The organism is Synergistaceae bacterium (assembly GCA_031267575.1).
In the GTDB taxonomy this organism is placed as follows: domain Bacteria; phylum Synergistota; class Synergistia; order Synergistales; family Aminobacteriaceae; genus JAIRYN01.
Genome location: JAIRYN010000030.1, coordinates 61121 through 82239 on the forward strand (window position 1 = coordinate 61121; position 21119 = coordinate 82239).

12 protein-coding genes, 1 tRNA gene and 1 riboswitch are annotated in these 21119 nt (G+C 53.1%); of the genes, 3 read left to right on the forward strand and 10 right to left on the reverse strand.

The annotated features are described in order from the left end of the window. Nucleotides 1-206: 206 nt before the first annotated feature. The 4 genes from rpoC to metG form a co-directional block, all read right to left on the reverse strand. On the reverse strand, nucleotides 207-5357 hold the full coding sequence (rpoC, locus tag LBJ36_04230) for a DNA-directed RNA polymerase subunit beta' (GenBank protein ID MDR1378239.1): 5151 nt from the start codon (nucleotides 5355-5357) through the stop codon (nucleotides 207-209). After that, nucleotides 5339-8983, reverse strand: a complete 3645-nt coding sequence (locus tag LBJ36_04235) for a DNA-directed RNA polymerase subunit beta (protein MDR1378240.1) — start codon at nucleotides 8981-8983, stop codon at nucleotides 5339-5341. Before LBJ36_04235 ends, rpoC begins: the two co-directional genes overlap by 19 nt. Nucleotides 8984-9090: 107 nt before the next feature. Beyond that, nucleotides 9091-9177, reverse strand: a tRNA-Leu gene (locus tag LBJ36_04240). Nucleotides 9178-9384: 207 nt separating this feature from the next. Beyond that, complete coding sequence (gene metG, locus LBJ36_04245; protein ID MDR1378241.1) at nucleotides 9385-11322, reverse strand: methionine--tRNA ligase; 1938 nt, start codon at nucleotides 11320-11322, stop codon at nucleotides 9385-9387. A gap of 286 nt (nucleotides 11323-11608) precedes the next feature. On the opposite strand from metG, the gene kdsB reads away from it, so the two are divergent. Beyond that, nucleotides 11609-12349, forward strand: a complete 741-nt coding sequence (kdsB, locus tag LBJ36_04250) for a 3-deoxy-manno-octulosonate cytidylyltransferase (protein ID MDR1378242.1) — start codon at nucleotides 11609-11611, stop codon at nucleotides 12347-12349. A 236-nt stretch (nucleotides 12350-12585) separates the two neighbouring features. Here the strand turns inward: kdsB and LBJ36_04255 are convergent, their stop codons facing one another. The 3 genes from LBJ36_04255 to xseB all read right to left on the reverse strand — a co-directional run bounded on the left by LBJ36_04255 (nucleotide 12586) and on the right by xseB (nucleotide 15560). Next, complete coding sequence (locus LBJ36_04255) at nucleotides 12586-13836, reverse strand: M20 family metallo-hydrolase (protein ID MDR1378243.1); 1251 nt, start codon at nucleotides 13834-13836, stop codon at nucleotides 12586-12588. Between the two features lie 15 nt (nucleotides 13837-13851). Then, a complete protein-coding gene (locus LBJ36_04260; protein ID MDR1378244.1) occupies nucleotides 13852-15129 on the reverse strand; it encodes a Glu/Leu/Phe/Val dehydrogenase in 1278 nt (425 codons plus the stop codon). Nucleotides 15130-15344: 215 nt separating this feature from the next. Next, nucleotides 15345-15560: an exodeoxyribonuclease VII small subunit gene (gene xseB / locus LBJ36_04265; protein MDR1378245.1), complete on the reverse strand. Its 216-nt coding sequence runs from the start codon at nucleotides 15558-15560 to the stop codon at nucleotides 15345-15347. A 389-nt stretch (nucleotides 15561-15949) separates the two neighbouring features. On the opposite strand from xseB, the gene LBJ36_04270 reads away from it, so the two are divergent. After that, a complete protein-coding gene (locus LBJ36_04270; protein ID MDR1378246.1) occupies nucleotides 15950-16372 on the forward strand; it encodes a DUF1810 domain-containing protein in 423 nt (140 codons plus the stop codon). A gap of 155 nt (nucleotides 16373-16527) precedes the next feature. Beyond that, on the forward strand, nucleotides 16528-17583 hold the full coding sequence (locus LBJ36_04275; protein MDR1378247.1) for a hypothetical protein: 1056 nt from the start codon (nucleotides 16528-16530) through the stop codon (nucleotides 17581-17583). A gap of 12 nt (nucleotides 17584-17595) precedes the next feature. Here LBJ36_04275 and LBJ36_04280 read toward each other — a convergent pair whose 3' ends face one another. The 3 genes from LBJ36_04280 to LBJ36_04290 all read right to left on the reverse strand — a co-directional run. Further along, nucleotides 17596-18024 (reverse strand): hypothetical protein, encoded by a 429-nt coding sequence (locus tag LBJ36_04280; protein MDR1378248.1) that lies wholly within the window; start codon nucleotides 18022-18024, stop codon nucleotides 17596-17598. 105 nt (nucleotides 18025-18129) lie between these two features. Further along, nucleotides 18130-19854: an S-methyl-5-thioribose-1-phosphate isomerase gene (mtnA, locus tag LBJ36_04285; GenBank protein MDR1378249.1), complete on the reverse strand. Its 1725-nt coding sequence runs from the start codon at nucleotides 19852-19854 to the stop codon at nucleotides 18130-18132. 92 nt (nucleotides 19855-19946) lie between these two features. After that, a riboswitch (TPP riboswitch) is annotated at nucleotides 19947-20060 on the reverse strand. Between the two features lie 222 nt (nucleotides 20061-20282). Continuing rightward, nucleotides 20283-21119, reverse strand: an 837-nt coding sequence (locus LBJ36_04290; protein ID MDR1378250.1) for a flagellin, incomplete at its 5' end; no start/stop codon positions are given.

Genomic DNA, 21119 nt, shown 5'->3' on the forward strand with positions numbered 1-21119 from the left:
GCATAGATAGGTGTATTATGTCGCGTATTTACGCGTATTTACGCGTATTTAAGAGACATATTGGGCAACATTTTCAAAATATATCCTTATATATCCTTCCATCCTACCTGATAACGGAGGTCGAAACTAAAGTTCCGACCTCCGTATATCTGGCCTCCGTATATATCGTCCCTAAAACATTTCCAAAGAAAAAGGGTTTATTCGGTTTATTCTACACTCGCTTCCTCTGGTACAAGTGGTACGAGGTCCCCTTTCGTTTCCATTCTTTCAGTTTCCATTCTTTCAGTTTCCAGTTTGCGGAAGGTTTCGGCACCTGTTCCGGCAGGGATGAGATGGCCGATGATGACGTTTTCCTTTAACCCGTGCAAGGGATCGATCTGCCCCTTCACCGCCGCGCCAGCCAAAATCTGAGCCGTTTGCTGGAAAGACGCCGCGCTCAGGAAGCTATCGGTCGCAAGGGCCGCCTTCGTGATTCCATGAATGAAGGGCCTGCAATCCGGGCTTTCCCGGAGCTTACGCACGAAGGTGACCTCGCGGATCAACTGTTTGGAGACGCTCTTGGAGGAAATTGACCGCACGAAAATCTCTGTCGGCTCACGATCAACAATGGCGTCGACCACCAGCTTGTTGATTTCTTGCCCAGACTCTAGGGGCAAGGATGTGGTATCGGAAAAAGCGAGGTCCAACAGCACCTTTCCGTAGACCTTGCCCGTCATGAACTTGTGCAAAAGAGCCCTTCTAGGGATGACCCCGTCTTCGGTCTCGATTGCCGCTATCTCTCCCTCGGCTAAACCACGCACGACCCGCGCGTCCACATACTGGGGCATCTCGACGAGGGGATTTCCCTCCTTGTCCGCTACCTGCGAAAGCGTTTTACCCCAGAGGTTGTCGTTATTCATCAGGTCGTTCTGGAACATGTCGATAACGCTGATTTGCTCCACGTTATGCCACACTTTAACCTCGAAAAGATTATTTTCCGCGATTATATCCGCAACCCCTTTTGTGACCAACGTATCGGCCTCCGCCAGAGTCTCGCCGTTCTTGACGATGCGTTCGGCCAGCCACTCCGCGCCCACCAGCTTGTCGAGGGCGTCCCGGTCACGCACCAAAATGGGCGTGGGGTCGTGGGACGTGATCAGCCGAAGCTGCGCGGCCGTCAAACGCTCGCCTGCCGCCACCTCGGCGTCCTCCGCCGAAAAACCGGAGACCAGTTCGAGGCCTTCCATCTGCTTGCGAAAGGCGGCCTCCCCCACAATGACGTTAACGTTACGATTTCCGTGCTCCACAACAATGTAGGAAATCATCATGCCTGGCTTCAATAGAAGGCGAATCCCTTTTTCGTCCAGGAGTTTATCCAAAAGTTCGCTCGTTTCTTCATTGGGCTTTTCCACTTTTTTCAGCCTGTCGTCCGTGAAGATACGCACGGCCTCCGCGACGTTGCGCTCGTTATCCTGCTGGATACGGCTTTCCTCTTCTTCGATGTCGGTTAGCCAGACCAGGTCGCCCGCTACGAAGGAAGTGTCTCCCTCCTCCACGACGCGAACCCGATTTAAAGGCGCGACCTTGCGCAGAATGACCTCGATATGTTTATTGTTGATCGAAACGCCCTGAGAGCGATACACCTCTTGAATTTCGTCCACCAACATATGTTGTACCGCGTCGATACCGCTGACCTCCAGAAGCTGTTGCGGGTCGATATTGCCCTCGGTAAGGCGCGTCGTGCTCGTCACCTCAAGCCCCTCGACAATGTCCTCTTTCAGCTCCTGGGAGGCCGGGATCGTATGGAGGATTCGCGTCTCTTGGTCGGGAGCCAGCACGATAACCTTACGCTTACCCTCGGAACTTCGGATTTCTTCGATAATCCCGTCGATCCCCGCCAAAAAAGCCACCTTGCGGGGGCGCCGAACCTCGAAAAGCTGCTCAATACGAGGAAGGCCCTGAGTGATGTCCTCGCCCGTCAGGCGCACTCCTCCCGTGTGGAAAGTGCGCATAGTGAGCTGAGTCCCTGGCTCTCCGATGGACTGGGCTGCCACGACGCCCACGGCCTCCCCGATGGGAACTAGGTGCCGCGAGGACAGGTCCATGCCGTAACACTTCTGGCAGAGCCCTCGCCTCAAGGCGCAGGCCAGGGGGCTGCGCACCCAGACCTCCGTAACGCCACTCCGGTCGATTTCACTGGCAAGCTCATAAGTGATGAGTTCTCCCTTTCTCACCAGGACCTTCTTCGAGTTACCCGCTTTGATGTCATTAAGGGCGGTGCGGCCCGAAATACGATCACGCAGGGGAATCATATCCTTGCCGTCCCGGGTCAAGGGCCGGATGCAGATCCCCTTGTCCGTGCCGCAGTCGTGCTCTGTAATAATCAGGTCCTGAGCGACATCCACCAGGCGACGGGTCAAGTAACCTGACTTGGCCGTCCGGAGAGCCGTATCCGCAAGTCCTTTCCGGGCGCCGTGTGTGGAGATGAAGTATTCCAGCATGTTCATACCCTCTCGGAAGTTAGCCGTGATAGGATAATCAATGATGCGCCCTGATGGATCGGACATAAGGCCGCGGATTCCCGCCATCTGCCCCATCTGGCCTCGGCTTCCCCTGGCTCCGCTGTCCACCATCATGCGGACGGGGTTCAAGTTCTCCATGTGTCCCGCGATACTGTCGGCGATTCTTCGAGCGGCCTCCGACCAGAGCATTTCTTTATGGAAAAGATACTCGTCTTGGGTCAATACCCCCATCTCGTATTCTTCCTTAAGAACCTCGTCCTGCTGCGTCGTCTCGGTGGTGATCGTCTCCTTTTCCGGAGGAATGATGATCGACCCGACGCCGAAGCTGATGCCGCTCTTGGCCGCCCAACGATACCCCAGGGATTTGATGGCGTCGAGCATCTCCACTACCGCCGTGCGGTCGACTTTATCGTAAGCGTCGTCCAGAAGACGTCCCATGTTCTTTTTTTCCAGTTGTTTGTTGACGAAGCGCAGGGGGGGCGCGATGATGCTGTTGAAAAGAACCCGACCAGGAGAGGTTTCCACGAAAACAGTGGCCCCCGCTGGCGCTTTTGCCTTCTTCGGGTCTTCGACGACGGTTACCTTGCCCTTTGCCCCACGGTATTGACGCCGCCCCTCGGGAATCATCGCCCAGTTAGGATTCACCTTCAGCCAAACGCGGGCGTTGAGATGCGCCACACCGTGATCGAAGGCCGAGAGCACGTCTTCCTCGTTGGAGAAGTGCATCCCCTCTCCTACCAGCCCTTCCCGCGTATCCGTCAGGTAGTAAATCCCCAAGACGATATCCTGAGTGGGTGTGACCACAGGGCGACCGCTGGCCGGCGATAGGAGGTTGTTGGCGGAGAGCATTAAAAGCCGGGCCTCTGCTTGGGCTTCGATGGACAGAGGCACGTGCACCGCCATCTGGTCGCCGTCGAAGTCGGCGTTGAAGGCCGTACAGACCATGGGATGAAGTCGAATGGCCTTCCCCTCCATCAGAACCGGCTCGAAGGCCTGGATTCCCAGGCGATGCAGGGTGGGAGCACGGTTTAACATTACGGGATGATCCTTGATGATTTCCTCCAGAATCCCCCAAATCTCTTCTCGACCTCGCTCAATAATACGTTTGGCGCTTTTGACGTTGGGGGCGAGCTGTCGTTCCACGAGCTGCCGAATGACGAAAGGCTTAAACAGCTCCAAGGCCATCTGTTTCGGCAACCCACACTGATAGATCTTGAGTTGTGGCCCGATGACAATGACAGAGCGCCCGGAATAGTCCACACGCTTACCCAAAAGGTTCTGACGAAAACGCCCCTTCTTGCCCCGCAAAAGGTCGGTTAGGCTCTTGAGAGGACGGTTCCCCGCCCCTAGGACGGCCTTCCCCATTCGCCCGTTGTCGATAAGGGCATCCGCGGATTCCTGCAACATACGCTTTTCGTTGCGGATGATGATCTCCGGGGCTCGAAGCTCCTGTAATTTCTTCAAGCGGTTGTTGCGATTGATAACGCGCCGATAAAGGTCATTGAGATCTGACGTGGCGAAACGCCCCCCGTCCAACTGCACCAAGGGCCTTAGGTCCGGTGGAATGACCGGCAAGACTTCGAGAATCATAGACTGCGCGTCGGAGGTGCCTTTTCGGAAATCCTCCGCTACCTGAAGGCGTTTCACCAGTTTGCGTTTTTTCTGCCCGCTGCTTTCCGCCACTTCCTCCCTCAGGGACGCGGTGAGAAGGTCGAGGTCCAGACGGTTGATCATGGTCTGAACCCCTTCCGCGCCAATTCCGGCTTCGAATTTTTTGTCGTAGGCCTGGCACAGGCTCTGTTGTCGGTCGTAAACGACATCGGCGCGCGCGAAAGGCGATGATCCCTGCTCGATGACGATGTAACACGGGTCGTCAATGGTGACGCCCCAGCGAGGCGCGGTGAATCGTCCCGGATACTTCTGTTGGAAAAGATCCAGTTCACTCTTCGAGATGATGTTGCCTTTAACGAAGGGCAGCTTGAGAGCCGCGGTGACGATGTAAGCCACATTATGAGAAATGGAGGCGCGCTTGAAGAGATCCTTCTCATCCTCTTTCGATTCCTTTTTCAATTCTTCTTTCAATTCTTCTTTCGATTCTTCCAAGCCGTCAGCCCGATCCAAAAGACGCGTCATTTCCGACTCGGAGATGACGTTGCCCACCTTCAGAGAAATTCCCTCCGCTTCCCGCAGCAATTCAAAAGCGGGCTCGACCTTAAAAAGCTCGTCGCCGTAGTCCGCCTTGAAACGTCCAACCTGAGCGAACGTCAGAACATCCCCCTCGTTGACCGGGATATTGTCAACGGTCTCTAAAATGAAAGCCTCCTCGGCTTTGAACTTAGGATCGTAATGAGAGTGCACTTTCATCTCGCTTTCGGATATGACAGCGCCTTTGCGGATGAGATCCGTTCTGCGGCCGTCCATTACCACCTTGTAGGCCCCTTCCTTCTTGCGCGTAGGGGCGAAGTAAACGACCTTTTCGAGGTCCTTAGCGCTAGTGCCCAGGAGTAGGCTCAAGCGGCTGGGAATTCCCCGGAGATACCAAATATGGACTACGGGCGCGGCCAACTCAATATGCCCCATCCGTTCGCGGCGTACCCGGTTGTCCGTCACCTCAACCCCACACCGGTCGCAGATGATGCCCCGAAATTTCGGGCCGCTGCGCTTATATTTACCGCAGGCGCATTCGTAGCTCCGCGTGGGGCCGAAGATTCGCTCGCAGAAAAGACCGTCTTTCTCTGGGCGCAGAGTCCTATAGTTAATCGTTTCCGGCTTCTTCACCTCGCCGCTGGATATCTCTCGTATGCGCTCCGGCGTGGCCAGTTTGATTCTTACGCCGACTATCTCTCTTCGTGCCATATTTCTTCATTTCCCCCCTCTATCAAGGACATGCCCGCCGACTCCAAATCCTGTATATCGAGTATTTCCGGTTCTTCGACCAGCTCTTCCGACTCCGAAGGTTCCGTCAAGTCCTGATCCGGCAGGGAATCACCCTTGTGATCATCATCAAAGAAAAACGCGGTGGCACTGTGCTCGTAGCTTCGACGCGCCGCTTTTTCCTCGTCCTCATCCTCCAGCACCATCCCGCCGATAGTCCCGTCGTCGTACTGCACCTCCACGTCCAGTCCCAATCCTTGAAGCTCTTTCACCAGCACGCGGAAACTCTCTGGAATACCGGGTTTCACCAGGCTCTGGCCCTTGACAATGCGTTCGTAGGTCTTATCTCGGCCCCGAATATCGTCGGACTTCACCGTGAGCATCTCCTGTAGGACATTGGCCGCGCCATAGCCCTCCAGGGCCCAGACCTCCATTTCCCCGAACCGCTGACCGCCAAATTGGGCTTTGCCTCCCAGAGGTTGCTGGGTGATGAGGCTATAAGGTCCGGTGGAGCGAGCGTGGATCTTGTCATCTACCAAGTGGATCAACTTCAGCATGTACATACACCCAATGGTGACTTTTTTCTCCATTGGTTCCCCGGTCCTGCCGTCCCGAAGGGTAATCATGCCGTCCTGGGTAAGTTCTGGATACTTTTCGGCGCTGAGTTTCTCCATGTTTTCGAAAATTTCTTTTTCCTTAGCCCCCTCAAAAACGGGAGTGGCCACGTGCCAGCCGTTATTCAAGGCGACAAAGCCCATGATGGTTTCCAGAACTTGTCCCAAATTCATACGACTGGGCACGCCCAGGGGGTTTAAGACCACGTCCACGGGAGTACCGTCCGGCAGGTAGGGCATATCCTCCACGGGAAGAATGCGGCTGACGACACCCTTATTGCCATGACGTCCCGCCATCTTGTCCCCCACGGTGATCTTGCGCCACTGGGCAACATAGACCTTCACGGTCCGAATAACGCCTGGGGAAAGAGCCTCAGGGTTATCCGTCCGGGTCATCTCCTTCACCGCGACGATCTTTCCCCGAGCCCCATGGGGCAGCTTCAGGGAGTTGTCCCGCACTTCTCGGGCCTTTTCTCCGAAAATGGCGCGCAGAAGTTTCTCCTCCGGCGTCTGGTCCGATTCTCCCTTGGGGGTGACCTTGCCCACAAGGATATCGCCCGAATTTACCTCGGCTCCGATGCGAATGATGCCGTTGTCGTCCAGGTTTTTGAGCATATCCTCCCCCACGTTGGGGATATCACGGGTGATCTCTTCCGGCCCCAACTTGGTCTCTCTGGCCTCAATCTCGTATTCATCAATATGTATAGAAGAGAACTTATCCTCTTTCACCAGGTTTTCACTGAGCAAAATGGCGTCCTCAAAGTTATAGCCCTCCCAGGGCACGAAGGCAACCAGGACGTTCTGCCCCAGAGCCAGTTCGCCGTTATCTACGGCCTGCCCATCCGCGATGATCTCTCCTTTTTCCACTGTCTCGCCCTTTTCTACCAACGGCCGCTGATGAATGATTGTGCCTTGGTTTGAGCGCCGGAATTTGATGAGGTTATAAATATGGAGAGTTTCTTCTCTCGACCGCACTTCGATACGGCTGGAGTCCACCCAACTGACCTCCCCGGACTCTAGGGCCACCACACAGGAACCTGAGTCCTTGGCAATGCGGTGCTCTATCCCCGTCCCCACGATGGGGGCTTCGGGAAAGATCAAGGGCACGGCCTGGCGCTGCATGTTGGAGCCCATCAAGGCTCTGTTGGCGTCGTCGTGCTCCAAAAACGGAATGAGCGCCGTAGAAGAGGAAACGATCTGCTTGGGCGAGACATCCATATAATCCACGTCCCCCACAGGAATTGTGTCAACGTCATCCTGGTGGCGCGTGGGACATTCCGTTCCGCTAATGGTGGCTCCATCCGCTTCGAGGGGAGTGTTGGCCATAGCCACGTAGTAGCTGTCCTCCTCGTCGGCGGACAAAAACTCGATTTTTCCCGTCAACTTGCCACTCTGGACTTTAAGGCGCGGTGTGATGAGGAAACCATGTTCATTCAGTTTCGCGTAGGTTGTCAAAGAAGAGACCAGTCCGATATTTGGTCCCTCCGGGGTTTCTATGGGACAGACCCGGCCATAGTGGGTGTAGTGAACGTCCCGAGCCTCGAAACCCGCCCTCTCGCGGCTCAGACCTCCGGGCCCCAGGGCGGAAAGACGCCTCCGATGGGTCACTTCCGCCAGCGGGTTCGTTTGATCCATGAATTGCGACAACTGTCCAGATCCGTAAAACTCCCGCAACGCGGCCGCGATAGGGCGAACGTTAATGAGCTCTCGCCCCATAGCCGTGCTCAGATTCGGAATAGTCGTCATTCTTTCTTTCGCGATGCGTTCCATGCGTAAAAGACCGATACGAACCTGGTTCTGGAGCAGCTCTCCAATGGAGCGCACACGACGATTGCCCAGATGGTCGATGTCATCGCTTTTCTTGTCCAAAGCCCGCATAGAGAACATCTCCCGCACGATGCACACCAAGTCATCCAGGGTCAGGAGTCGTGTGTTTTCCGGCACGTCTAGCTTGAGACGGCGGTTGAGCTTGTAGCGCCCTACTCGTCCCAAGGTGTAGCGCCGGGGATCGCAGAAGAGCGACCGAAAATACTCCCTCGCGTTCTCTATTCGCGCGGGTTCGTTGGGTCGCAGGCGTCGAAAAATCTCCTGCATAGCTTCGTCGGCGCTCTGGGTTATGTCTTTTTCCAAGGTCAGAGCCAGGGAGGAATCGATGCCCTGCACCTCAATGCCGCCTCGCCCCTCCGGGTCTAATTGCGTCAGTTTGTCCAGGATATCGCGAGTGATAGGACGATTGCGGCTCACGATCACGTTGCCCTCCATGTCCCGAAGTTCCTCAGCGGACAACATTCCTCTCATGTTATCGTCGAACTCCATAAACGTGGGCTTCACCTCGAACAACTGGAGGATCCCTTCGTTGTCCTTGGCGCCGAAAGCCTTCAGCAGCAGCGAAACGGGCAGTTTCTTGCGATTGTCTATGTTGACTGACACAATCTCGCCTGGGGCAACGGCGAAATCCAACCACGCTCCTCTGTCGGGAATGATCTTCGCGGCGCAGGACTCCTGCCCAGGTACCGAGTCCTCTTTCGTGAAATAAACCCCGGCCGAACGCGCCAGTTGGTTGATGACGACGCGCTCCGTGCCGTTGATGACGAAAGTTCCCCGCTCCGTCATCACAGGGAAGTCGCCAAGAAAAATTTCTTCTTCTTTGATTTCCTGGAGTTTCGTGTTCGTCAAGCGGATAGTGGCGCGGATGGGGCGCGTCCATGTCATGTCGCGCCGGCGCGCCTCTTCCTCCGACAAACTGGGACTATCCACGTAGTAACGGACAAACGAAAGCGAGAATTGTCCGTCGTAGCTTTCAATGGGGAACACCTCATGCAGCAGTTCTTGTAAACCCTGCATGACGCGCGAGTCCGGCGTTAGGTTGTCCTGATAAAACCAACGGTAAGAAGCGCGTTGGACCTCGATCATATCGGGTATTTCTATCAGGTCATGGGCACGGCCAAACGTAAAGCGCTGGCGTTTCTTGCTCACTGAAACGAATTCGGGCATGGATTAAAACGACCTCCCTTACCGGTTGGGGAAATTTATGCCGAAATATAATCATAACATAAGGGCATAGCCATGTCAAGCGACATGACTACACCCTCTCACCTTTATGGTGCCCGAAAGAGGACTCGAACCTCCACAGCCTTGCGACTACTAGAACCTGAATCTAGCGCGTCTACCACTTCCGCCATCCGGGCTTACCCAAACATTGAAGCCTTCTCATCGAAGCCTCCAAAGCCTCTCGTGTTGAACATAAGTGAGTTTACCTTATTTTTTATCAAACGTCAACACATATAGTGAAGCAAAATAAGAAGGCTAAAGTTAGAATAGTGAAAAGCAGTTCCTTCAGTAGCTTAAAATACTTACAGCTTAACTGTTCTCATTAACTGTTCTCATTAATTGTTCTAACTTACGCGACTACCTAGAGGAATGTCCGAGGCGGGGGCGACAAGGGTCAGTCGCTCGTTTGCGCCGCCCTTGACGCTGGCCGCCAGTATCATCCCATTGCTTTCGATTCCGCAGAGTTTTGCCGGCTTCAAGTTTGTCACGACGATAGCTCTTTGTCCCACCAGTTCTTCTGGTTTGAAAAAGGCTTTGACGCCGGAGCAGATGGTGCGTCGCTCGTAGCCTAAGTCGATTTCCAGTTTATAGAGTTTTTTGGACTTTGGGATTTCCTCCACCTTTATAATTTGCGCCACGCGCATCTCCACTGCGCGAAACTCCTCGATGCCGATTTCCGGCTCGTGTTCTATAGCCTGAGGGGTTGCGGCCGTCGCCTCCGCGTTCCGCTGCCGGTCCTTTTTCCATTGCTCCAAGTCGATCCGAGGAAACAGAACCTCGGCCCTGCCGACTTTCACTCCCGCGCCGTCGCCCCACCGGAACGCGTCGATCTTTTCCGCCAGAGGGGAACCCGCGTACCCCAGTTGCTTCCAAATCTTCCCCGCGCTTTCGGGAATGAATGGCGCGACTAAAAGAGCCGAAAGCCTCAGCACCTCATGGAGAACGTGCAACACGCCGTTCAAACGCTCAATGTTCCCTTCTTTTTGAAGTTTCCAAGGCATCGTCTCGTCAATGTACTTGTTGCCCCGGCCAATAAAGATCCAGACGAGCTTTAGCGCTTCGTCGTAAGAAAACGTCTCCATAGCTTTGTCCACCGAGGCGATGGTGGATTCGGCAAGTCCTCGAACCTCCGCGTCTAAAGGTTGGCTCAATCCACTAGAGGGCACGATACCGCCGGCGTAGGAAGCGATCATCGTCAGCGTTCGGTGCAGTAAGTTGCCCAGGTCGTTGGCCAAGTCACTGTTGATGCGCCCAACCAACGCTATTTCGGAGAAGTCTCCGTCGTTACCGAAGGGAACCTCGCGCAAAAGGAAATAGCGAAAGGCGTCTGCCCCGTAAAGCTCTGCCATCTTGAACGGATCCACGACGTTGCCCTTGGATTTGCTCATCTTCTCCCCGTCTACCGTCCACCAGCCGTGGGCCATCACCGCCACCGGAACGTTAATGCCGAGAGCCAAAAGCATCAGTGGCCAAATGACGCAGTGAAAGCGGATGATGTCCTTGCCAACCATGTGGCGCGCCGCGAGCCAATATTTTTCGAACATCTCTGGATTATCCAAATATCCCACCGCCGTGGCGTAGTTGATCAAGGCGTCGAACCAGACGTACACCACGTGTTTCTCGTCTCCCGGGATGGGGATGCCCCACTTGAGCGTGGTCCGAGAAACGGATTGATCGCGCACTTCTCCACGCAGAAAACTCATGATCTCGTTATACCGGATTCGGGGCATGACGCCCCGCAAATTTTTTTCATAATGAGCGATCAACTGGGGAACGTATTTCGAGGCCCTAAAGAAATAGCTTTCTTCTTTCATGGTCGTCAGGGGTCGTCCGCAGTCGGGACAGGTATGGTTTTCCCCCATGCCGCTCTCCGGCACATAGGTTTCGCAAGGCACGCAGTACCATCCCTCGTAGCTCCCTTTGTAAATGTCTCCTTGGTCCATTAGTTTTTTGAATATAGCTTGCACCACACGGACATGACGGTCCTCGGTGGTGCGGATGAAGTCGTCATTGCTGATGTTCAGGACCTTCCAGAGTTCCTTGAAGTTGACGTGAATCTTATCAACCAACTCCTGGGGAGTTATGCCTTTTTCCTCGGCGGCGGTCTGGATCTTTTGCCCATGCTCGTCGGTGCCAGTTAAGAAGTAGACGTCGAAACCTTTCATACGTTTATAGCGACTCATGACGTCACACGCGATGGTTGTATAAGCGTGTCCGATATGAGGAATGTCGTTAACGTAATAGATCGGCGTCGTAATGTAAAAGTTTTTCTCCTTGTCCATATCCTTCTCCATAATGGAACCTCCGTTTTCGAGTTTTGCTTCGAGCTTCAATTATAGAATCATAGCACCTTCATAGCGCCTTCGCGCGTCCATTCCATAGTGTTTTATATAGTGTTTAGTGTTTTATATACCGCCTGATTTCATCATTCTCTTCATGCTCTTCATCTATACGCGCTATACTGTTAGCATCACTGTCGCGTGAAGAACGGGCCCTTATGAAGCGCGTTTACACTGGTGGAAAATGTGATAGAAAACTTATCCCTATCATGAAAAGGAGCGTATCGCGATGATAGAAACGTTAGCCGTCATCCCAGCGAGGTACGGAAGTACTCGCCTGCCGGGGAAGCCTCTTGTGAAACTTTCTGGAAAAGAACTGATATTGAGGACGTGGGAAGGAACGCGAAAAAGCGCTTTGGTTGATCGCTTGATCGTGGCTACAGATCATGAAAGCATTGCCACTCTCGTCGAGAAAGCAGGCGGCGAGGTCATGATGACTCCCTCGGGCCTTTCCACCGGCAACGACCGCGTCGCCTACGTGGCGGAACGGGTTCCATCGCGATTCGTCGTGAACGTCCAAGGGGACAATCCTTTAGTGACGCCTAAACTGCTCGACCCCTTGATCGTGGCGTTGCGAACGGATCCCGAGGTCAGATTGGCAGTTCCGGCCAAGCGCATCGAACACGCGGAAGAAGCGGAAAAAACTTCCGTTGTAAAAATGGTTTTCGATGAAAACGGGCGAGCTTTATACTTCAGCCGCTCGCTCATTCCTTTTTCTAAAGATCCGGCAACAGCGCGTTTCAAACACATAGGCATTTACGCTTGGCGGCGAGACGCGCTGTTCGAGTTCGCGTCCTGGCCCCAGAGCGCCATCGAAAAAGCGGAAAGCTTGGAAATGCTTCGACTGCTGGAGAAAGGCGGCGTTATCCACTGCGTCGAGACAAACATAGATGCGATAGAAATCGACACCCCGGAGGACATTGCGCTTTTCGAGGCGTTTCATGACAAAAAAATTAAAGAAAAAAGTTAAAGAAAAAAGTTAAAGAAAAATAAGGGTAAGCGTTCAAGCCCTTTTTATCCGATTCTCACCTGGCAAAGGTTTTCGTTAAAGGGGGTCTCGGGGGGGCCAGTGAGGTCGCTTTTGGCCGAACGGGCTCTGCCCCCCTGAGCTTGAACAATTACAAATAAGGTGTCTTTAACATTTAAAAAGCCAACTGAGTCATCGTACTCACAGTTTGCCGCAGGTAAGGTGACTGAAAGATTAAGCTACTGAAAACGCGGCTGAGCGGTGTCGCCCATCATCATTAGGGCGAAGACTTTGGCGTTATTGACGATGTGCTCAATCTCCGTGTACTCGTCGGGCTGGTGGGCAACATTTTCACATTCTTGTTGCCATACGGCTGCGGGAATACCCTTACGCCGGAAGAAGGCCGCGAAGGTTCCCCCTCCGATACCACCCAGAGTCGGCTCTACGTTTAGAACTTCCTTTATGGCAGTTTGAAGCAAACGAATCACGTCGCTGTCCGCCGGAGTCGGGGGCGCGGCGTCACTACGGCCGATCTCCAACTCAATCGTCGCGCCTGCGCGGCGAGCTACGTCATCTTTCACCCTTTGGACAACAGAGATGACGTCATCCAAGGCCACGGACGGAAGAACGCGGCAGTCAAAGCCAAAACGCTCCTTACCCGGAACCGTGTTCAAATTGGGAACGTTGGCAAAGCGCCGCGTCGGCTCGAAGGTGGAGACGGGAGGGCTGAAAAGATCGTCTTTTTCAGGGAATGCCTTGTGCAGAGCTTCGTCCACTTCAACAGAAAGAAGGTTTGCCACGCGACAAGCGTTCAAGCCCGTGTGAGGCGCACCGGCGTGAGCTTGCTTTCCCGTGACAGTAAATTCCAATTTCAACCTCGACTTCTCGGCAATTTCGATAAAATCCCCTTGACTATTTCCGCTGTCGGGCGCGATCACCAAGTCGTCCTCGCGAAAAAGTCCCCGGTCAATCAAAGGTTTCGCGCCATAAGCGCTTCCCATCTCCTCGTCGGCCAAAAAGGCCAGGCAGACGGTGAAAGAGGGCACGATCTCTAGGTTTGACAAGGTTTTCAGGGCATACAGAGAAGAAATCAGGGCCATTCCGTTATCGCTGGTTCCCCGACCGTACAGGCGGCTTCCCTCCATGGTGGGAGCGTAGGGGTCCCGGGTCCAAAACGAGCGTTCGCCTTCCGGCACCACGTCCATGTGACTCAAAATACACAGGCGCCGTGGAGAGGCTCCCTTATACTCTAGGAAAAGAGAGGGGCGGTTGCCCGTGGGGGATTTATCGTCGTCCACCCGTTGCCACTCCGTTTTTCCCAAGCCTAGCTCCGCGACCAGCTTTTCGATTTCGTTTGCCTTTTTTTCCTCACCGGCGCCTCCATTGTGGGGGGAAATCGCCGGAATACAACAAACGCGGCTCAGGGCCGCAACCATCTCGTCCCTGAGCCGTTCCGCTTCAGCAAATATCTTGTCTTTTGCCGTTGCCATCAAATTTGCGATTTCCTATAGAAAGGTGCCCCTCAGCCTAACCACGTCGGCGACCCGCTGAATGGCGGCCATGAAGGCGGCGCGGCGCATCTTGACCTTTTTGTTTTGGGCGTAGTCCCAAACCAGCTTAAAATTACCCTTCATGATATGGATCAAGCGACTGTTATACTCCTCTTCAGTCCAGAAGTACCCCGCCAAGTTCTGGGCCCACTCGAAATAGGATCCGATAACTCCACCGGAGTTGGCCAGGAAATCCGGCACAACCAAGATCTCTTTACCGTCCAAAATGGCGTCCCCTTCTGGGGTCACCGGGCCGTTGGCTCCCTCCACGATGTACTTCGCCTTGACCTGGTTGGCCGTCTTATCGTTGATCGCGCCTTCGAGAGCACAAGGGAAAAGAATGTCGCAGTCCACAAACAAGACGTCGGAAAGGCCTTTCTTCTCGCAACCATCGCAGGTAAATCCCTCAAGTAATTTCTTAGGATGTTGGGTAACGTGGTCAAAGGCTTTTTTCACATCGATGCCTTGGGGAGAATAATAGGTTCCCGTCACATCGCTGATAGCGACAACTTTTGCTCCAGCCTCCACCATCGTCAACGCTGTGTAGCTTCCTACATTGCCGAACCCTTGAATAGCCACAGTAGCCGTCTTAGGGTCTTTGCCCACGGCCTTCAACAGTTCCAGCCCACAGGTGGCCACGCCGTACCCTGTGGCAGCCGTTCTCCCCTTGGATCCCCAGTAGCTAATGGGTTTGCCCGTGAAAATTCCCGGCTCGACCTGACCGCTGAGTTTACTGACGGTATCCATGAACCAAACCATTTCCTGGCCACCGGTGTTCACGTCGGGAGCGGGGACGTCTTTCCATGTTCCGATAATGGGAGCGATGCGGGCCGCGAAGGTTCGGGACATGCGTTCTTTCTCTTTCATTGACATAGTGAGGGGGTCGCAGGCGATGCCACCTTTGCCGCCGCCGTAAGGAATACCCGCTAAAGAACACTTCCACGTCATCAACATGGCCAGAGCTTCGCATTCGTCGACATCTACATCGGGGTGATAGCGAATTCCGCCTTTGGAGGGGCCTACGGCGGAGGAATGCTGTACGCGATATCCTTTGAAGACTTGAATGGAGCCGTCATCCATCTCCACTGGAACGGAGACTTCAAGCCTGCGTTCAGAACTGCCCAGTATCGCTATCAGGTTCTCGTCGAGTCCCATCTCTTCCGCCGCGCCGTAAAAATTTTTGAGCGCGGTGTCCAACAATACGTTTGTAGCCGTTCTTCTCGTTACAGACATCACAGACACCTCCAGAAAAAATAAACATACTCGAATTTTCCCATTTCCGCACGGTCAATCCTCATACTGCTCGCGTTTCAACACGGTACTCCCTCTCCAGGGAAACCATTGTCGATAATAACATATCTCTCTCTGGAAAAGGAACACTCAAAACGAAATTTTTCCCTCCTCTTTGTCCCTCTTTTCGTGTTTGTCCCTCTTTTCGTGCCTCAGCTTCAAACGTGATCCTGAGGATGGGTGAAAGGGATCTCCTCTCCGTCTTTCGTCAGCAGAGTCACCCGCTGTTCCGCCTTGTCCAAAAGCTCCCGGCTTTCCTTCACCAAGGTCACCCCTCGTTCAAAGGTGGAGAGCGCCTCGTCCAGGGATAACTTGCCTTCCTCCAACCGCGCCAGCATTTCGTCCAATTGTTCCAGTTTTTCGTCGAAACCCACTTTTTCCCCCTCCTAAAATAATCCTGCGTCCAAAAATCACCTCGGAAAAAACCCTTGAGATTTTTCCTTGGATATTCGCCTTTTCAATTTTAAAAAAATAAAATACAATTAGAAAAATATTTTTCCAAAACGCCTCTACCGATTTGCCTTTCACTTTTGCCTTTCACTATGACAGAACCACGACAAATTTAAAACAAAAGCTCCAAAACTGAAATAGCTAATTAAGATAAATCGATAAATTAGAGCCGGTTTTTCAGACGGCGATTCCCAGAAAGAGGCGGACGACATGACGAAGCGGAAAGAAACATCGCGTATGAGTGAGCCTGTCGGTTATAATAGCAATGGTTTTTCTCTCAATCCAGTTGTTCATGCCAGTTGTTCAGGGGGATATGATGGAATATGATCTCAAAAGATTTATCAAAGCGCAGGAAACCGATTATCGAACGGCGTTGACGGAAATCAAAAACGGGCGGAAGCGGAGCCATTGGATGTGGTATATATTTCCTCAGATAGCGGGGCTCGGGAGCAGTCCAACCTCGAAGTATTACTCACTCAAAGATCTCAAAGAGGCAAAAGCCTATCTTGACGACGAAACTCTTGGGAAAAGGCTCATGGAAATTTCCGGCGCGTTGTTGAGCCTGGAGAGCAACGACGCCACACAGATATTCGGAACGCCGGACAACATGAAACTGCGTTCCTCCATGACCTTGTTTTCGCGAGTGCAAGACGCCGATCGGGTATTTCAAAAAGCACTGGACAAATTTTTCGGCGGTCTCCCCGACAAAGAAACGATTCGCTTGTTGGGTGGCTAATTTTAGTTCAGCTTTAGCCTGTGCCGCCCTTTTGTTGATGGTTGAACTCGGATTCTTGAACTCGGATTGTTAAAGTGTGTTTCGTGCAATCGGTGTTTTACATCGGGCAAGTTAAGCTGTAAGCACTGTGTAAAAGGAATGAAAGGACTGTGTAAATGAATCGAGATCTCGCTCTTCAAATTGTCGAAAAAGCCGCTTCGTTGAACTTCGAACGATGTGGAATTGTTGGAGTGGACAAGATGCGGGAATATGGCGCTAAAGTCACCGAACGCATCGCGCGTTTCCCCGAATCGGCGGGAATGTATCGGCGTTTTCTCGCTTTCGCCGAGCCAGAGCGGAATTTTCCGTGGGCGCGGTCTGTGGTTGTGTGCTCATGGCGTCATGGCGTCTATCGTATTCCCGAAGGATTTGCCGGACTGATAGGTAAACATTACCTTTTCGATGAAAGGCGTGACCAGAACTCTGAGGGTTATCACGCACGGGTCGCGTTTGAACGCTACATGGTGGAAGATCTGGGGCTGCGTGTGACTTCGAGCCATGATTACGGAATAACTTCCTGCCGTTGGGCGGCTTTGGCGTCGGGGATCGGGACGATCCGCAGAAACAACTTTTTTTACGGAGACCACGGATCATATTACGCGTTGATCGTTTTTTTGGTCGATGAAGCGATGGAACATACCTATACCCCGACGCACAAACCTTGTCTCGACAACTGCAATCTCTGCGTAAAGCACTGCCCCACCGGAGCGCTTGCCGAACCCTACGCTACCTGCGGGACCACCTGCGTTTCTTTTCTGACCAACAAAGCACCGGATAACGGGGCGTTTGAAAAATACTCTCCACGGATCGGGAGCTGGATATACGGCTGCGATGTCTGCCAGGACATCTGCCCTTTTAACAGAGGGCAATGGTCGGAGAGCGAAGAGTTCCCCGGCCTCGAAGAACTGAGCGCCGCGATCTCTCTGGAGAAAATCGTGACGATGGACTACGCTGATCTTTGTAAAACCATTGCCTCGAAGTTCTGGTACATTGAAATTGAAGACCTATGGAAATGGAAACGCAACGCGCTCAACGCCATGTGGAATACGAAGCATGAACATTACGAAACGGCGCTGACCGTCGCCCTTCATGACGAAGACGAGCGTATAAGAAACCTGGCGCAATACTTTTGCAATACTTTTATGGATAGCTTGACATATTCCCACGACTAAAGCGGAATACGGCTACAGATATTTCATTAGATATTTCATTACTATAGGGAGCAAAATTGAAATAAGGACAGCGCCGAATATCCACCAAAGACGATCATCCAATCGATTCATGCGAGTATTCATTTCGCCGCGCAAGTCTTTCATGTCTCGGTCTGTTTTCTCGAAGCGTAAATTCATTTCGTCACGCAAGTCTTTCATATCGCTGCGCAAGTCTTTCATATCGCTGCGTAGGTCTTTCATTTCACCGCGCAGATCGTATATGTTTTTTTCTATCCGCGTTTCAAATTTTTCGCGGTTCTTTTTCTCGTCAGAGACCGCCGCGTCTGTGCGCCGTATTTCGCTTTCAAAACGTTTCTCATCCACAGGCGTTATAGTGGCGGAGAAAGTTTCCCGTTGGGTTCTACTCGCTGTGGACGCAGTCGTCGCTGTGTCGTTTAACATTGGTCAACGCCTCCTTTTGGAAAATTATAACAGAGACGGCGACGAAGAAACTCGGCGACCGACGTGGTTCATCCCTCACCGGTCGCCTGTCTTCATTTTCCCACGTTATTTTCCCACGTTTTGCTTCTCTAGTTGCTTCTTTGTTTGCTTCTCTATGAAAAATTTTTCGAGGCTTTCGCCATAGGGCGCATACGCAATCCCGTATTCGGTGACGATGGCGGTTATCAGTTCATTGTCCGCAACATCGAACGCCGGGTTGTAGACACGCACGCCCTCCGGAACCATGCGTTCTTTGTACCACATTTCCGTGATTTCGTAAGAAGGGCGCTCCTCAATAACAATATCTCGTCCCCTCTCGATGGACATGTCGATGGTCGAGGTCGGCGCGCACACGTAAAAGGGAACGCCGTAATATTTCGCCAGAATAGCCAGACCGGACGTGCCGATTTTATTGCACGCGTCGCCGTTGGCGGCCACACGGTCGCATCCCACGAACACGGCATCGATCCAGCCGTTTTTCATAACCTGGGACGCCGCGCTGTCACAGATGACCGTCGTATCGACGCCGTCGGCCCAAAGTTCGAAGGACGACAAGCGCGCCCCCTGCAACAAAGGCCGAGTTTCATCGACAAACACCTTGAAACGCCATCCCTTTTCCCGGCCGATGTGGATGGGAGCGAGGGCGGTTCCATGCTTGACTGTGGCCAGTTGCCCGGCGTTGCAGTGCGTGAGAATGGTGTCGCCATCTTTGATGAGGGATAGCCCATACTCGCCGATGGAACGACAGACTCTCGCGTCCTCGTCTTTGATATTCATCGCCTCGTGGCGCAGCATGATCTTGAGTTGCGCCACGGGAACGTCGGGGTTTTCTAAAACCACTTTTTCCATCCGGTTCAAAGCCCAGAACAAGTTCACGGCGGTGGGACGAGCCGAGGCCAAATAGTCCTTGGCGGCTCTGAAACGAGAGTAAAAGCGGTCGTAGTCTTCCGTATCGATCTCCAGCGCGGCGAGGTAGATGCCAATAGCCGCGGCGACGCCGATGGCCGGAGCTCCTCGGACCTGTAAAAGGTAAATCGCCTTGTGAATATCTTCTTGCTTTGTGAGCGACAAAACAACCACGTTTCCCGGTAGTTTGGTCTGGTCGAGAATCACCAAGGCGCGCGCCTCGTCGTCTAAGGCCACCGTGTCATAGCTCATGAGGTTGTTTCTCGAATCCAGAGCGTCTTTACTCGATACTAACTCGGCATGTGTTTTTTCCACCGGCGCTTTCGTCGCCGCGTCCTGAAGATTTTTTTTGTTGGATTTATCACGTCTCAGGAAGTACAACACTCCTCCACCCAGGAGAGCACCGGGACCGCTGCTGATGAGAAAGGCTGCGGAAAGCGTCGCGAACAAGGCAAAACGGCCTCCAGCGGGAGAAGCGATGAGACTGGCGACGCCCGCGCCCAGGGTTCCTGTCGCCAGGGGTTCAGCCAGGGCCGCTAAAAAACGGAACTTCTCCGGTAGAAATTTTGCGACGAGCCCAACGGCCAAAGCGCCAAAAAGACTCCCCGGAAAAGCCAGAATCGTGCCTGTACCCAGGGTGTTTCGGACGCAACTCGTGACGAAGGCCGCGGCGCAGGCCCAAAAAGGTCCCAGAAGGACTCCGGTCACGGCGTTGATGGCGTGCTGGAACGGAAAACAACGGGAGGGTCCCACAGGGAACGAAAGAGGGGAAAGCAGCACGGTCAGAGCCGCGAAGAACGCCGCCAACGTCATCTTCCGTAAACGCGCCCTGTTAGAGTTCTGCGCGTCGAACTCGAATTTTCCATAGCGCATTGTACAAACCATTCCCTTCGAGTGATAAATTTGACAAAGAGCGCGAGGACATCGAACCGCGACAAAAAAGGCGGATTCTCGACCAAGCGAGTTTCCGCCTTTGACAAGCTCGTGTTCCTCGCTCCCTTCGCCAGCATTACCTGGATCAGGTACTGGGGTCGAAAAATCCCTCGAACTGAAGTATTTTTCCTCTCAGCTAAGCTCCCCCGGAGTTCGTTCTTTTTCGTTAAGTGATTCTTAACGCGTCTCTATGATTACTTTTACTTTAATTCAAATTTTCCTATCTGTCAAGTATGTTTAAAATGACCAAACCTTGCGGCTTCTTATATAGTTTTCGTATTTTCTTTCTTTCCGAGCTTCTTTCCGAACTTCCCAAACTTCTTTCCGAGTCGACGCTTGTGGTGTAGTCCGTTCTTGATCAACGTTGTATCATCGTATCATCAACGTTGTATCAGACTCAGCACGTTCTGGGGCAACTGGTTCGCCTGGGTTAACATGGCGATTCCGCTCTGGATCAATATGGTCAGTTTCGTGAAGTTCATCATTTCCCGCGCCATGTCTACGTCCCGGATCCGACTCTCGGTGGCGGTCATATTCGTTGCCGCCGTCGTCAGGTTGGTTATCGTGTGCTCCAGCCTGTTTTGGTACGATCCCAGTTTGGCGCGCTGAAACGAGACTATGTCAATGGCGTTGTCCACCTGCGTGATGGCTCTCTTTGCGGACTCCGTGTCAGTCACGTACAGGTTACCGAGCCCCAGCGCAGAAGAACTGACGTCTCGAATGTTCAGGTGCAACGTCTCTTTTTCGTTCGCCCCTATCTGAAGCTGCACGTCTCGCGCTGCCAAGTGAGCGAAAATCGTATAGGTTCCTTCAACCATCTCGAAGTCGTATTTACCGCTTTTCTCGTTGTAGACAATCCGCTGCACTCCCGATCCTGAATCGAACTTCAGCGCTGCGCTACCCGGCAGAATTTCGTCGCACACCACGCCTGATTGAGTCCTCGTCCACCCGACTATCGTTCCATCGTGAGCGTCTTGCGCGAGCAGATTGTACACGTTCTCTTTCGACTCTTGAATTGTGGCAAAATTGAGCGCTTGCAAAAGGTTTTCGTTCCCCAAGAAACGATATTCCCCTTCCGCTCCCGTTTTGAATGAGCGCACGACAAACGTGCCCGGAACGGTTTCGTACTGACTTTCACGGCGCTCCCAGTTGAACCACTCCACCAAGTGCGTTTCGTCGTGGAAGCCTTGGGAGCGGTTTTTTTCGAGCGCCGTCGT